Source organism: Pedobacter gandavensis (assembly GCF_032677645.1).
GTDB classification, from domain to species: Bacteria; Bacteroidota; Bacteroidia; order Sphingobacteriales; family Sphingobacteriaceae; genus Pedobacter; species Pedobacter gandavensis_A.
The window spans coordinates 144,819-160,288 of sequence record NZ_JAVTSB010000004.1 but is presented as its reverse complement, the minus strand read 5'-3'; the positions used below and the strand labels follow the sequence as shown (position 1 = coordinate 160,288).

Below are 15,470 nucleotides of genomic sequence, written 5' to 3'. Positions count from 1 at the left end.
TCAATCATCTGGTAAAGTTACCACTTTAATAATATTCTCTGTGCAGAAAAACCCGGTCCGAAACTGAGCATTAGCCCAAGGTCACCTTTTAAAGGCTTTTTATCCATAAAGCGTTCCAGTACATACAACACCGTTGCGCTAGACATGTTTCCATATTGCCGCAGTATTTCTTTGGTATCCAGTATGTTTTTTCCGGAATCCCCGAAAAGTTCTTCAACCACCTGGATGATCTTTTTGCCACCCGGATGAAAGATCAAATGATCAATATCTTTTAGTTCTATGTTATGTTTCTTTAGAAAAGGATGGATAATTTCCGGAAAATGAGCCGCGATGTTTTCAGGAACATCCACATCTAAGACCATTTTTAAACCGGTATTACTCAAATGAAAACCCATTAACTGTTCGGAATTGTAGAAATGATACATTTCTTCTCCAATGATCTCAGGGCCGTTTTCATGTTCATCAGCAGAGAGTAAAACACAGGCGGCACCATCGCCAAAAATAGCGGCACTCACCATATTGGCCATCGAAAAATCGTTCAGTTGAAGGGTAGATGTTGGTGATTCTACTGCGACTACTGCGGCGCGTTTCCCCGGGTTTGCTTTTAAGAAGTTCTTGGCGTAAATGATGCCGGAAATCCCTGCCGCACAGCCCATTTCGGTGACGGGAAGGCGCACAATATCCTGGCGGAGGTTTAAAGCATTGATTAGGTAAGCATCTAAAGAGGGGATCATGATGCCGGTACAGCTTACGGTGATGATATAATCCAGGTCTTTAGCTTGCCAGTTTGCTTTCTCTAAAGCATCCCGCAGGCAGTTGGTGCCGAGTTTGATCCCTTCACGGATATATATATCATTCCGTTCCTCAAAAGATGCATTTCCGAAAACCGCTTCCGGAGACATGATGGAATACCTTTGATCAACCATCGCATTCTCAAATACTTTCTTTACTTTTCTTCGGAAACGATCATCCTGTCCGGACAACCAGGTGTCTAAGAAGGGGATGATTTCCGCTGTGGTTCTGGAAAATTCAGGAACTGATTTCGCAACTGCTATAATTTTTACGCTCATATTGTTGGAATGATCCATTGATAGCGGAAAGCCCATTTCCATCGGATGGATGTGTTAACTAGTTTCAATTGATTGGAGTACTGCTCCAGGTCTTCTCTTTTAAATCCCCTTAAAATAGAAATGAGGCCATCTTCTTTTGACATTCTGTTGAGCCGGAATACGAAACATAAGGCGATAAACAGATAATAGGGGATAGCACTGCGTTGTAAATCATTAATGACAATGCCTAATCTTGCTTTTTCGCGGAATATCGTCAGTAGGTGGATAATTTCCGGGTCTTTAAAATGGTGTAAAGTAAGGGTGCATAAAATGATATCGTACCGATCATTTAGCGCAGATTCCTGGAAAATATCAAGACATTCATAGCTGATGTTTTGATAAGCGGAGGATAAACGACTGGCATGTTTTATTGTAAAGGCGTTGGCATCTATTCCAGTGAGTTTGAATTTCAAATGATTTTTGGCTGCATATGCTGCCAGAACGCGTAACATATCCCCGTTTCCACAGCCAACATCAAGGATACTGATCTCCCGGATTTCTTTTCTGGTTTTGGATGGCAATGGTTGGTCAGAAGACGGTGGTTTTACGGAATCATGTAGCTTTGCATAGTTCAGCAATTCTTTTACGCCAGCAAGAGTTACTTTATTACCTCCTAACAGCTTGTTAATGCCCGCTATTTTATCGAGCGCATCTTTAAGTATTTCCCCTTCCATGGAAAAGTTATCCATGATTTCCGGCAATTCGCTTCTGTAACGGGTATCGATCATTTAATTGGTTGATTTTTCGGGTAATCAAATCGGTTTACCATGGGTTTGCTTAATCATCATTGACAATAAAAAAGGATATTTTATTAATATACGCATGAATTTGCTGGTCAGTTGTTTTTTTCTAAGAATTCCTGCCATTACCTTCCCGGCACTGACACGACTCAGAAAATGTTGATTCCATAACCTCCGGTATCGCCATTCCATGGAAGACCTGGTAGAAGTTTCTTTTTTAAGGTAGTCCATCACACAAGTTGCGCAGAGTTTGGCGCTATGGATTGCCATGGCCATCCCGTTTCCACAAAATGGGTGAATCAGGCCTGCGGTATCTCCAATCATGAGGATATGATTTTCTACGATTGATTTCTTTTCAAAAGAGATCTGGCCAATGGCGATTGGTTGATCAAACAAGGGTTTTAAACCGTCCAGTATTTTCCTGAGATGTGGGTTTTTATAAAGCACCTGCAAGCGGTGTTCGGGTATGCTTTTATACTTTTTGAAAGAATCATAATCTACCAGGTAACACACATTAACCCGGTTGTTTTCTACTTTTGAAACGCCACAATAACCACCTTCGAAATTGTGAACTGCTACCAGACCATCAGGAAATGAACCTTCATAATGTGCTTTTATAGCCAGCCATGGAGATTTCTTCTGTATGAAATTACGGGATAGTTTTTGATCCAGTCCATCGCGTTTGCCGTATGCCCCGATCACCACTTTAGCTTTGATCAATTGTTGACTGGCGAGATTGACGGTAAACACCTCATCTTTAAAACTAAGATCTGTTACCGTATCATGAATCATTTGACAACCTCTGGCCAGGGCTTGTTGAAAAAGAAAATGATCTAATGAATACCTGCTGATGCCAATACCTCCTAAAGGCAGTTCGGTTTCCAGGATTTGTCCGTCCGGGCTGGAAAACTGAAATTGATGAATGGGTACAGGAGATAAGGAACTCAAATCTAAATCCAGCCATTCCAGATAAGGCAATACTTCATTAGATAAATACTCGCCGCAAACCTTGTGATGCGGGTAACTGCCCTTTTCGATCAGGGTAACCGGGAAGCCTGATTTTAAAAAATGAAGCGCAGCAGTTAATCCGGAGAGCCCGGCACCTATAATCAGTATCTCCACTTTAGATTCCATAGTTCTCATCCCTTATTGCTAATAACAAGGGTATTAAAGATTTGGTTTTTAACTTGTTTTATGATTTTCATCCCAATGATTTAAGAATTTCACCCCTTCGTACCCCTATGGATTCCTACATTGGAACACCAAATATTAAATTCATGAACTGATACTTTTCCGAAAAGTATCAGCCTGTATGGAAAAGTTTTTCATTCAGATCTCCTGCTGTAATATTTGAGCACCAACAAAAAACAACGTAAATCTCTTCTTTTTAAAGCTATAAAATCTGCTCGTCTCCGTATGAAAATAGGTGGTGAGAAGGATAGTTATCATTAAAACCGAAGAGGAAATAACAAACAACTACGAATAAGCGGGGACTGAAAACAACCAGGAACAACTACTAACAACCAACAACCACGAATAACCAATAACCAAAACCAAATATAATATGATGAAAAGAATCACTCTTCTTATTGCTTTCCTGCAATTCTGCTGCATGATTGCATTTGCCCAAACCGGACCGGTCACAGGGACGGTTAAAGATAAATCCAACAACCCAATTCCCGGAGTTTCCGTAAAAGTTAAAAGCTCTGGTGCTGGCACTTTGACCAATGCCGAGGGTAAATTCTCTATAGCTGCTAAAACCGGCGACGTCCTTGTTTTTACCAGTATCGGTTTTAGCACACAAGATTATACCGTTGCCAAAGGCCCAATAAACATCAGCCTTGCAGAAGAAAATAACGATTTAAATGAAATTGTTGTGATTGGCTACGGTACTCAAAAGAAAAAAGACCTGACCGGTGCCGTTTCTTCTATCACGGCAAAGAGTTTGGAAAATGTACCGATCACACGTGTTGATCAAATGATACAAGGTCGCGCAAGTGGCGTACAGGTTACACAAACACAAGCTCAACCTGGTGGGGCGGTAAGTTTGAGAATCCGTGGTACCAACTCCATCAATTCTAGCAATGAACCTTTATTTGTAATCGATGGATTTCCTGGAGCCGGGAATCTAAACTCGATCAATCCAAACGATATTCAGTCCATTGACATCCTGAAAGACGCATCTTCTATCGCAATTTACGGAAGTAGAGGGGCAAACGGTGTGGTTATCGTCACCACTAAAAAAGGTGCTGCGGGTCAGTCTTCCATTAATTTCGAAGCCTATCATGGTTTTCAAAAAGTAAGAAACCCTTACAAAATGATGGATGCTACGCAATATGGAAATTACCTGAATGACGTACAAAGGCTGACAAACCAGGAAACTCCTTCTTCTGCAAAAGCTTTACCTTATACTGATGCGCAAATTGCCGCTTTAGGGAAAGGTACAGACTGGCAGGATGAGATTTTCAGAACCGCTCCAATCAGCAATTACCAGCTTAATTTTATCGGAGGTACAACGGATACGAAATACAACCTGAGCATGAACTATTTTGATCAGGAAGGAATTATCATCAATTCCGGTTATAAAAGAGCGTCTGTCCGCTTTAACCTGGACAAAAAAGTAGGGGAGAAACTAACTTTTGGGTTTACTTCACAACTTACCGCCGGCCTAGATAAACGTGCCTTGGTGAATACCAGTGGAGGCTCTAATGGAGGTGTTTTATTGGAAGCGCTAAGGATTAACCCGGCAGTTCCGGTCTATACCAACGGGGATTATACTGTTCAAAACGGCCCTACAGGCTACGTTTTTGCTTTAGGAAATCCGGTTGCTTATGCCAATAAAACGACTAACCAATACAAAAATCTGCGTGGCTTAATGAATTTCTATGGAGAATATGAAATCATTAAAGGTTTAAAATGGAAATCAACATTCGGTACAGATTTTAACTTGCAATCCAGAGATTTCTATGTGCCATCTGATCTTTTTGTGGGCAGTAATACCCTTGGGACAGCGAGAAAAGAATATGCAGATAATGTGAGCTGGGTAAATGAAAATACGCTGACTTACGACAAGCAGATTAATAAAAACAATGCGATAAATGTGATTGGTGGATTCAGTATGCAGGAATTTTACAACAGTGATTTCTTTGCAGCGAGTAATAATTTCTTTACCAATGTACTGGGCGCAGATAATATCGGCATCGGCGCAAATGTATTGGTACCAGGCTCGGGAAAGGTGAAAAACAACCTGGCTTCCTTTTTTGGCCGTGTAAATTACCGGCTGATGGATAAATACCTGGTTACTTTTACCATGCGTGCAGACGGTTCTTCGAAATTTGGAGCCAATAATAAATGGGGGTATTTCCCTTCCGGTGCGATTGCATGGCGTGTCATAGAAGAAGATTTTATGAAAACATTGCCTTTTGTGAGCGACCTGAAACTGAGGGCCAGTTATGGTATTTCTGGTAATCAGGAGATCGATCCCTATCAGTCAATTGCCCGTTACGGAATAAATGGGGCAACATTAGGCGGTAACCGCGTCGTTGGTGTATCGGCTAGTAACATTCCTAACCCGAATCTGGCCTGGGAATCTACCGCTTCATTTGATCTGGGTTTAGATCTTGCTTTATTCAATAACAGGGTGTCTGTAACTGCCGATTATTACAGTAAGAAAACTAAAGATCTTTTACTAAATGTATCTATTCCAAGAACATCTGGTTATGGTAGTATGTTGCTCAATGCCGGTGGCGTTTCCAATAAAGGTTTTGAATTGGCGATCAATACGGATAATATCAAAGGAGAAAAATTCCAGTGGAATACCAGCCTTGTGTTCTCCTTTAACAGAAATAAAGTGACCGACCTTGCCGGAGAAAAAGAACGTTTTGTAGGAGATGCAAGTTCTGCACTTTTCCCTTCCGGAAATAGCGGAACCAGTGTATTAAGAGTAGGGGAGTCTATCGGTTCTTTCTTCGGATATCGCTTTTTAGGCATCTGGCAAACTCAGGCGGAAATCGATGCTAGTGGTATTAAAGGTGTATTACCTGGCGATCCGAGGTATGCAGACCTGACCGGTGATAAAGTAATCGATGCGAAAGACCGCGAAATTATCGGTCATGCACAACCAGATTTTATCTATGGAATTACCAATAACTTCAGTTATGGCAGGTTAAACCTGAACATTTTTATACAAGGTGTGCAGGGAGATGAAGTGTTAAACCTGAACAGGTATGAGATGGAATCCGGTGATTTTACCACCAACAAACTGGCTTCCGTAGTAAAACGCTGGACAGGTCCAAACACCAGCAATACCATTCCGAAAGCCAATAGTACGCTGCGCAGAAGGACTGGTGTAACCAGCGATGTGGTAGAAAACGGTAGCTTTTTAAGGTTGAAAACAGTGTCTGTTGCCTACAACTTAGCCATTGGCAAAAGACTGGGTAAAACCATTAAGTCTGCCGGGATTTTCATGACAGGTACCAACCTGCTGACTTTAACCAAATATAGCGGTTACGATCCTGAGGTAAATTCTTTCGGATTGAGCAACGGTTTAAGTTTAAACACAGATTATAACGCTTATCCGACCACCAGAACTTATACTGCCGGAATCAGATTAGGCTTTTAATTGATCACCTATTAAGAAAAGATAATGAAAAAGATAAATATATTAATCGCCGTTATGGTGCTGCTGAATATGTCGTCCTGTAAGAAATTCCTCCAGGAGGACGCCTATGATTTTATTTCTCAGGATAACTTTTATAAAACGGAAGGCGATGCCTACGCGGCTTTAAACGGGGTAATCAGTGTGATGCAGGCACAGCAATATTATGGTCGTACGGTATGGGTATTGAATGACCTGACCGGTGATCAAATGAAAGTGGGCTTGCCTCAAACGAACAGACCAGAATTGTACAGTCAGACTTATACTTCAACGAACGGGGAGGTGGCTAACTGGTGGAACAACTCCTATGTGTTGATTAACCGTGCAAATGATGTGATTCAAAACGTAGAAAACGGCCCGATTGCCCCGGTAACCAGGGATAACATTGCTGGAAACGCTAAGTTTTTACGAGCATTGGCGTATTTCGACCTGGTGAGGAGCTACGGTGACGTGCCTTTAATCCTAAAAGCAACCGAAGCTACGGACAATTTGAAACCTTCCAGAACACCTTTAAAAGAAGTATATGCACAGATTGTTGCAGATTTAAAGTTCGCGGAAGCCAACTGTATGAAAGAAGATAAGATCCCTGCGGCCAGCAAAGGGCGCGCTTCCAGCGGTGCAGCAAGTGCTTTACTGGCAAAAGTATACCTGACCAGAGCAGCTACCACTGCGGCAGAAGCCACAGATTACCAGGATGCGCTAACGGCTTGTAATAAGGTGATTGCGGTTAGTCCGGGGGTATACACTTTGCTGCCTTTTGCTGATGTGTTTAATCCGGATAAGAAAGCGACAAATAAAGAAGAGATTTTTGCGGTTCAATTTGGTCTGGCACCTAGTACAGGAACGATTACGCCAAGGATGCACCTGCCTAAATCTGTATTTCCTAACGACGGAAACGAGGCTTTTTACGTAGAAAACGCCTTCGCTTTATCTTATTCGAACACTGATTTGAGGAAAGCGGCAACGATTGGCGCGGTTCCGGGAACTGCTAATTTCTACTACTTAAAATTCACGGATCTTTCCAGACAAGGAAATAGTGCGAGAAACAATTGGGTGATTCTGCGTTATGCAGATGTGTTACTGATGCAGTCGGAAGCTATGAATCAGCTGAATAGTGGCGATCCGAATAAGTTTAACGGCATCAACGCGGTTAGAAACAGAGCCGGATTATTACCCTTAACTGAGGTCACTACCCCTGGAAAAGATAATTTTATCAGCGCATTAGTGGAGGAAAGAGGCTGGGAATTTGCAGCCGAAGGACAAAGAAGATACGATTTGTTAAGATTGGGCAGAATGAAACAGCAACAGCTGAAAATCCACAACATTACGCTGGATGATAAATACCTGTTGATGCCTGTCCCTGAAACAGAAAGAACATTAAATGAAAACCTGTCACAGAATACTGGTTTTTAACCCTACAAAAAGATCAGGTATCTGAAAGCCTTCTGGCATTAAGTTATTTGATTACCATAAAAAAATCCGGCGCTTTTAACAAAGTCGCCGGATTTTTCATTTGAGAACCCCTGATCAATCGAAAACCTTGTTGATCAATTAGAAATCATAACACCTGGTTTCCCTGTTTCTTCTGTAATCCTTTCTGTACTCTTTTTTATTGATGTAAAAGCCGACAGAAATCTCATGGCTGCCAGAATTATAGCTTTGCAGCTTGTTGATCGAGTAGTCGTAAGAATAACCAATTCTGATGTCCGGAGTGGCAAAGATCTCCGTCATCAAGCCAATTGAATTGTTAAGCGGCAGGTCTTTTTGAAGGTTTTGGTTGTGAATGTTAAATGAAGATCTATAGAAACCACCCAGCCAAACCCTTTCTTTTAGCAGGAAAAAAGCATTTAGATCCAGAGAAAGGGGTCCTCTGACATCGTCTTTGAGCAGAAAAGAAGGTTTAAATCTAACATCTTCATTTAAGGTAAACAAAGCCCCTGCGGTAAGGTAGAAATGTGGCTGAGGTATGGGAATTAAAATTTCGCCATCCCTGCTGTTCGACATATATTTTGCCAGTATGTTTGTTGCAGAAAATCCTGCATAGTAATTGTCATTTGAAAAATAGACACCTAATCTGGCATCGGGGAAAACCTGTGTTTGTGAGGTATAAGGGATACTCACATCCTCGGGGTTAATCGCCTGGAGCAGGCTTCCATCAATGCCCAATTGCATCATTCCTGCAGCTAATCCAAAGGATAGGGTAGAGGACTCATTGTCGTTCAGGTTTAAGTGGTAGGCATAGTTTGCAAAAGCACTCAGGTTGCTTTGTGCACCAATCTGATCATTTGCAATGATCATTCCAAGGCCTACTTTACCTTCTTTAAAAGCATCATCTGCAGCGATAGAGAAGGTTCTGGGCGCACCTTTTATGCCTTGCCATTGCGCACGGTAAAAAGATTGAACATAAAGGTCCCCTTTTGTACCCGCGTAAGCAGGGTTAATATGAAGTCCATTGAAAATGTATTGCGTAAATTGACTATCCTGCTGTGCTTTTAAGCCTGTGGTGATACAGCATGTTAATAGTAAGGAAAAATAAAACTTCATGTTTGGTGTGTTTTATTATCAACGGATTATAGTTACAAACCCTTTGTAGACTTCCCAGTTGTTATTGGCCATTTTAACTTTTAACAGGTAAAAATAAGTGCCTTCTGAAAGTTGGGAGCCATCCCAATCGTTCTTGTATGGCTTTTTCTCCAGCACTGCTGATCCCCATCGATTGAAAATACTCAGTTCATTTTCAGGATATCTTTCGAGTCCGGTAATGACAAAAGCATCATTTTTTCCATCGTTGTTAGGCGTAAATACATTGGGAATAAATAAATCAGAGACCGATTTACGATCTGTAGAAGTGTTGTTTGCCAGATTCGGGTCGGTTTCAGTAGCGGTAACCGTTGCCGTATTTTCCAGAATACCTGGTCCTGAAGGCTTTACTTTTATTCTCAGGGTTGCTGATTCTCCGTTCTCCAGCTTCTTGATTTGCCAAAGTACGGTTCTGCTGCCCGAGGAATAATCTGCCAGACCTAGACTTGGATTAAGGAGTTGCTCTAAGACCATATTCTCCGGGAGGATATCCTGAACCTTGACATTGTTAGCGACTCCGGTTCCGTTGTTTTTCACTTGTAACTGGTATTCAAAGGCATCATTAACGGTAATTGATTTCTTTTCTGAGCTCTTAGTGATCATCACATCGGCACTCAATACCACTACATTTCCGCCGGTAAGTAGTAAAGGATCTGAAATATCCGAAGCACATCCGTTGGTGTTGTAAGAAATCACGGTATACGTTCCCGGAAGGAACGCGGCAAATTCAATATTGACAGCATCAGGTATAATGACGCCATCTTTTAACCATTGATAACTGACTGCATTAACAGAAGCGGCCCTTAACTTTAAGGAAGATCCGGCAGGAATAACTGCTGTTGCCGGGCCATTAGATTGCGCAAAGCATGCCGTTGCACTAAGCAACAGCATACCTGACACAAAACCTGTTTTTCTGTTAAACATTAATTTCTATTCTGATTATTAACCAATGATAATTGTTGGTGTAGCTGGTTTAGGCGTTACTGTAATCGTTGGTGTAGCCGCAGATTCAGCTGTACAGCCTGTACCAGTATCACCTTTAAGTGTGCCTTTATTTGGTAGAATCAAATACTTCACACTAGCTTTGAAAATATAATTACCAACTCCTGCGGTATTATCTAAAGTAAATGTGTTCTCATTTACTGTGGTTATCGGAGCGATCGTACCTACTGAAGTCACAGGAGACAAGGCAGTTCCACCTTTTGTTCCAGTCCAGGTAAATTCATAAGTTACATCGGTAAGTTTTGGATCAAGTGCAGTTGCTGTTGCAGTAATGATAGAACTTGTTAAAGCAGGATTTGAACCACCAATACAGAAAGCTTGTGTTGGTGCAGCAATTGAAACACCTGGAGCTGGTAATGAATACACGTTAAACTTTGGTGAAGCATCTCCGGAGCAACTGTTTGCGCTGGAAGAGATAATGTGGACCTTATAATAATGAGCACCAACAGACAGGCCGGTAACTGGAAAAAGAGGAGCAACACCATTGGTGAGTACGTCAATTGAAGATGCTCCCCCTACTGGTGAGTCATCTGGATTAACTTCCTGCCAGATTAATTTATCACCTGCTTTAAGCGTGGCAATTGCCACTAGATCGGGAGTTAGATTGGCTGATCCGGCACCACACAAATACAATTCAAACGTATCTGCTAGCGCATTGAAAGGCAATGCGAATAAGGAGAATGCGACTGCAACTAGTCTTAAGGTTTTGAAGTTAGTTTTCATAATTTTAAGTTTAAGAGTTTTATAAGGGTTAATTTAAAGTGACATGTGGAGTGATTGGTTTGGGGTGTAAGCTGAGTAAAACACTGCTATCGCTGAAACACCCGTCTTTGGTATACCTGACATAATAGGTGATATTGCCTGATGGCGGAGTAACTGTCGTGGAGCTTAAAGCCGCTCCGGCAGGTGTTGCAGACCAGACGTAACTACCGCCTGTTGTTCCGTTTGCATCCGCAGGGTTTAAAGTAATCAGGTCTATAGACTGACCAACACATAAATGATGCTGACTGATCGCAGGGATCGATGGTTGCGTATTAACGACTACGTTAATGCTGGTTTCAGAAATACAACCATTTCCATTAGAAACGCTGTATTTAATGGTCGCCGTTCCAGCAAGGATTCCGGTAACAAGGCCGGAAGCGTTCACTGAAGCAATTGTTGGAGTTGTACTGCTCCATGTTCCTACTTGTATAGCATTTGATAAAGACGTTGTACTACCAACACATACAGATAAAGTGCCTGTGATCGCGGGCAGGGCAGCAGGTGGAGGATATAAAGAGACCAGGACAGGGACTCTAATTGATTCGCCTGTACAACCATTTTTTAATATCGAAACATAATAGGTAGTAGGAATACTCAATACAGGCGTTGTAAAACTATTTCCGGTAAACAATAAATTTCCATCTGTGGCAGCATCATACCATTTTGCCGTGGTTGAACTAGATGAGGTAACGGCCAGTGTGGTTGAGGTATTTGGACAAATGGTTGGATTTGGAACAGTAAATACCGGGGGTGCCGGAGTTCTTTGAACCTCATGAACATATAAAGCAGACAAGACATTTGCTACAGCAGCGCAATTAATGGAGATTCGATCGTATGGCGCACCGGGTTTAATGGAAGTCGTAACAGCCACTCCATTACCTAGTAGATTCAAGAGGTCAAGACTAACAAGTGCTCCAAGAGTTTTAGACCATACTGGGGTTGTAGAACTTCCGTTATAGGCAAATACTGTAATTGTGTTAGCAACACCAAGACTCAAAATCATTGGTGGAATAGATAGAGTTACTTTAAACTCATCATTGGCATCTGATAGCGAAGAAAAGTAGAAGTTCTGTTCTACACTACTAAGTAATAATGCCGGTGTGATAATAGAATGTGTAATCAATGAACCATCTATAGCCTTTGCCAAGTCAGTTACCTCACCATTACCTGATTTTGAGGTGCCAATGGGTATTCCACAATCTGCTGCTGCAGTTGCTGCTGTGCTGGTGTTAAAAAAAGCATAATTTACACTCGCGGCGGCTGTCTCAGCGGAATTTAAAAGGCCGCTTCCTGTTGCGCTAAGAATAATGCGTACCTGATTAAAAGCAACTGTTGCAGATACTGCTACATATATGGAGCCATCTCCCCCATAAACAATGGCAGAGCTAGACCCAGCTGCAACGGTAGTCGTATTAGTATAGGCTTCTCCTGAGATCGTGCTTAATGAGGAAGGAAGTGATAGGTTTGAAATTTTTGCATACACAATGGTATTTAAAGGCACCCCACTTGGAAATATAAGATTTACGTAGGCTATACCAGGACTACCCAATAGCCCCAGTAGGCCTGTTGATCCCTTAGCGTTCATTGTGGTTAAGGGGACTGCTGTTGATGGTGGAGGTGTCGTCGTACTAGCGCCTTTGCAATTATTAATATTAGTAACACTACTGCTAGGTAGGCTTGCAGAATTTGGACTTTGACTACTTAGCGTTGCATAAGTCCTTTGCCCTTTAACATCTCCTCCCCAGATCACTATTAACATTAAAGTTAACAGTAACAAAAAACAATTTCCACTTATGTTTTTTAGACTGAACAGCGACATTTTAAGAGAGGTTTTAGTTATTTTATTCCCTTTGGGTATGTAAAACAACTTTTTATTTACTACTCCTCAAACTTAATAGAGATTACGGGTTTAAAGGCCGTTCAGTTTGTTCATTAATAATACTCTGTTTTCGTGTTATACTCCTAAATGAGGTAAAAACTTTGCAATATTCTCTTTTGTAGTTAGTTTAATTGAAAAATATTTCATGAAAGAATAAATGATTGATGAATATTCAAGTGGTTGTCAAAACGAACAAGTGCTTCATTCAGTGCTTTTAATTCTGGAACGCGTATAATTACTTAAAACTAAAGTCTACTGACTAGTTTTGGGGAAGGATGTCCTCAAAAGACAACACCATCAAAGGAAATAAATAGGAAGCTGCGGTTAAGTAAAACAAAAAAACCGGCAGTCATCTCAAATGACTGCCGGTCTTACACCATATACTTAAATATAAACCTAGTGATCTAACAATGCTGCGGCAGCATCGTCTAAGAACCAGGTTACACTACCATCCACAGGATTAATCAACTGTGTAGGGTATAACTTAGGGTTTTTCTTTTGATCTTCAATCACGTGTTTCACGGCTTCGGCTTTATTCTCACCAAAAACTAAAAACGCGATATTTTTTGCTTTATTGATCAGCGGAGCGGTAAAGCTGATGCGGTACGTAGAAAGTTTCTCTACGAATACAGAATCCACTTCCACCTCTTTACTGTTCAGGATAGAAGTACCCGGGAACAGGGAAGCGGTATGTGCATCATCGCCCATGCCTAATAAAATCAGGTCGAAACAAAGGTCTGCACCATCGAAATGCTTGTTAATTGCTTTCGTATACTCAATTGCTGCCTTTTCAGGAGCAAGGGTAGTATCCACATAGAAAATCTGGTTTGCAGGAATCTCTAACAGGTCAAGCATTGCTTTTTTCGCCATTAAGCCATTATAGCTTTCATGATCAGGCATTACATTTCGTTCATCACCGAAGAAGAAATATACTTTAGTCCAGTCGATTTTATCTTTATAGGTTGTAGCCAGCGAGTGGTACAATTCTTTTGGAGAATTACCCCCGGTTAGTACAAAATTGAAACAGCCTTGCTCTTCAATCGCTTTATTGGCGATGGCAACAATATAATCGACTAAATCCTGTTGTAATTCTTCCTGGGTTTTATAAATCAATAAGTTCATTCGTAATGGTTTTATTCGCTAAAAGGCTAATTCCGAACCGGTATAGACCGTATCAGAATTAGCCTCTTGAACAATGTTTATTTTATGTTTTTATTCGTCTTTCAAAGGTAAAGTGAACCAGTGGAAGCCATCTCTGGCGATCAAAGCTTCTGCATCTTCCGGACCCCATGAGTCTGCCGCATAATTCGGGAAGCTCAATGATTTTTTGGTCTCCCATGCATTTACGATAGGCATTAACAATTCCCAGGCGCTTTCTACCTGATCTGCACGCATAAACTGCGTCTGATCACCGGTCATTACGTCTAATAGCAAGGTCTCATAAGCCTCTGGTGCTTGTGAAGTATAAGTGCCTTTATAGTCGAATACCATGTCTACAGGGTTTAAAACCATGTCTAAACCTGGTCTTTTCGCCTGTACCTGTAAGCGGATACTCATTTCCGGCTGGATACTAATGATCAGCCTGTTTTGCTGCCAGTGTTCCGTCACAGCCGAAGGGAATACCTGATGAGGCACATCCTTAAACTGAATCGTGATTAGCGAAGAAGTCTGGAATAAACGCTTTCCTGTACGCACATAGAAAGGAATACCCTGCCATCTCCAGTTGTCTACGAAGAACTTAATTGCGGCAAAAGTTTCGGTATTAGAATCTGCATCAACACCGGTTTCATGTCTGTAACCAGGTACTTCTTTTCCTTCTACCCAGCCTTTAGTATACTGTCCGCGAACGGTACTAAATCTGATGTCTTCCGGACTAAAAGGACGCATAGCCTTCAATACATCCACTTTTTTATTCCTGATCTCGTCAGCGTCAAAGTTAATTGGCGTCTCCATCCCGATCAGACAAAGCAATTGTAAAAGGTGATTTTGAATCATATCTCTTAATGCACCGGCACTTTCATAGTAACCACCTCTTTCGCCAACACCCAATTGTTCCGTTACAGAAATCTGTACGTGATCAATATAAGTACGGTTCCATAGCGGCTCTAAAAATGAGTTCGCGAAGCGGAAAGCCATGATATTTTGTACCGTTTCTTTACCTAAATAATGATCAATACGATAGATTTGTTTCTCTGTAAAGATGCCGGTAAGAATGGCATTCAGTTCTCTTGCAGTTTCTAAATCTCTTCCAAAAGGTTTCTCAATTACGATTCTGCAATTGTCTTCATCACCAGCCAGCTCAAAGTCAGAAAGACATTTTGCGATGAGAGGGAAAAGGTTAGGGGCTACTGCCAGGTAATAAAGCACCTGTGTTGTAGGGCCAAATTCCTTTTGAAACTTCTCGATATTGGCTTTTAAAACACCGAAAGTTTCCGGAGCTTCCACATCTACAGGACTATAAGAAATATGTTCTGCAAATTTTGTCCACTTCTCTTCATTCACCTTACCGGATCTCGAAAAGCTGTTTACACCGCCCATCAGTGTTTTTCTGAAGTCAGCATCCGTAAGCTTCTTTCGGGCTGTACCAATAATCTCAAATTTTGCTGGCATGAAACCATCAGAATATAGATTGTAAAGTGCAGGCGCAAGTTTGCGCAAATTTAAATCACCGGTACCACCAAAAATGACGATTATGGTTGGATTGACGTTGATGCTTGTTTTCATTTGTGAAATTGTTGTAT

At 41.4% G+C, this 15,470-nt stretch carries 11 protein-coding genes; 2 read left to right on the top strand and 9 right to left on the bottom strand.

Features of this window, described 5'->3' with window-relative positions; translation table 11 throughout:
- Window positions 1-17 precede the first annotated feature (17 nt).
- Genes R2Q66_RS08385 through R2Q66_RS08375 form a run of 3 tightly spaced genes read right to left on the bottom strand, consistent with a single transcriptional unit; the run spans window position 18 to window position 2,992 of the window.
- Window positions 18-1,070 carry a type III polyketide synthase gene (locus R2Q66_RS08385; RefSeq protein WP_316747791.1) on the bottom strand — a complete coding sequence of 351 codons (1,053 nt, stop codon included), beginning with the start codon at window positions 1,068-1,070 and terminating at the stop codon, window positions 18-20.
- Window positions 1,067-1,837: a methyltransferase domain-containing protein gene (locus R2Q66_RS08380; RefSeq protein ID WP_316747789.1), complete on the bottom strand. Its 771-nt coding sequence runs from the start codon at window positions 1,835-1,837 to the stop codon at window positions 1,067-1,069. Before R2Q66_RS08380 ends, R2Q66_RS08385 begins: the two co-directional genes overlap by 4 nt.
- Before the next feature lie 24 nt (window positions 1,838-1,861).
- Window positions 1,862-2,992 (bottom strand): NAD(P)/FAD-dependent oxidoreductase, encoded by a 1,131-nt coding sequence (locus tag R2Q66_RS08375; RefSeq protein WP_316747786.1) that lies wholly within the window; start codon window positions 2,990-2,992, stop codon window positions 1,862-1,864.
- A 421-nt stretch (window positions 2,993-3,413) separates the two neighbouring features.
- On the opposite strand from R2Q66_RS08375, the gene R2Q66_RS08370 reads away from it, so the two are divergent.
- Together R2Q66_RS08370 and R2Q66_RS08365 are read left to right on the top strand one after the other, a co-directional pair.
- A complete protein-coding gene (locus R2Q66_RS08370) occupies window positions 3,414-6,470 on the top strand; it encodes a TonB-dependent receptor (RefSeq protein ID WP_316747785.1) in 3,057 nt (1,018 codons plus the stop codon).
- Between the two features lie 24 nt (window positions 6,471-6,494).
- Window positions 6,495-7,919, top strand: a complete 1,425-nt coding sequence (locus R2Q66_RS08365) for a RagB/SusD family nutrient uptake outer membrane protein (protein WP_316747783.1) — start codon at window positions 6,495-6,497, stop codon at window positions 7,917-7,919.
- Between the two features lie 138 nt (window positions 7,920-8,057).
- Here the strand turns inward: R2Q66_RS08365 and R2Q66_RS08360 are convergent, their stop codons facing one another.
- From R2Q66_RS08360 to zwf, 6 genes are all read right to left on the bottom strand, one after another.
- Complete coding sequence (locus tag R2Q66_RS08360) at window positions 8,058-9,050, bottom strand: type IX secretion system membrane protein PorP/SprF (protein WP_316747781.1); 993 nt, start codon at window positions 9,048-9,050, stop codon at window positions 8,058-8,060.
- 18 nt (window positions 9,051-9,068) lie between these two features.
- Window positions 9,069-10,010, bottom strand: coding sequence for a gliding motility-associated C-terminal domain-containing protein (locus R2Q66_RS08355; protein WP_316747779.1), 942 nt, complete (start codon window positions 10,008-10,010; stop codon window positions 9,069-9,071).
- Between the two features lie 18 nt (window positions 10,011-10,028).
- Window positions 10,029-10,811 (bottom strand): hypothetical protein, encoded by a 783-nt coding sequence (locus R2Q66_RS08350; protein ID WP_316747777.1) that lies wholly within the window; start codon window positions 10,809-10,811, stop codon window positions 10,029-10,031.
- 28 nt (window positions 10,812-10,839) lie between these two features.
- Window positions 10,840-12,435: an Ig-like domain-containing protein gene (locus R2Q66_RS08345; RefSeq protein ID WP_316747775.1), complete on the bottom strand. Its 1,596-nt coding sequence runs from the start codon at window positions 12,433-12,435 to the stop codon at window positions 10,840-10,842.
- A gap of 690 nt (window positions 12,436-13,125) precedes the next feature.
- On the bottom strand, window positions 13,126-13,851 hold the full coding sequence (gene pgl, locus R2Q66_RS08340) for a 6-phosphogluconolactonase (RefSeq protein ID WP_316747773.1): 726 nt from the start codon (window positions 13,849-13,851) through the stop codon (window positions 13,126-13,128).
- A gap of 90 nt (window positions 13,852-13,941) precedes the next feature.
- Window positions 13,942-15,453 carry a glucose-6-phosphate dehydrogenase gene (gene zwf / locus R2Q66_RS08335; RefSeq protein WP_316747771.1) on the bottom strand — a complete coding sequence of 504 codons (1,512 nt, stop codon included), beginning with the start codon at window positions 15,451-15,453 and terminating at the stop codon, window positions 13,942-13,944.
- Window positions 15,454-15,470: the final 17 nt, after the last annotated feature.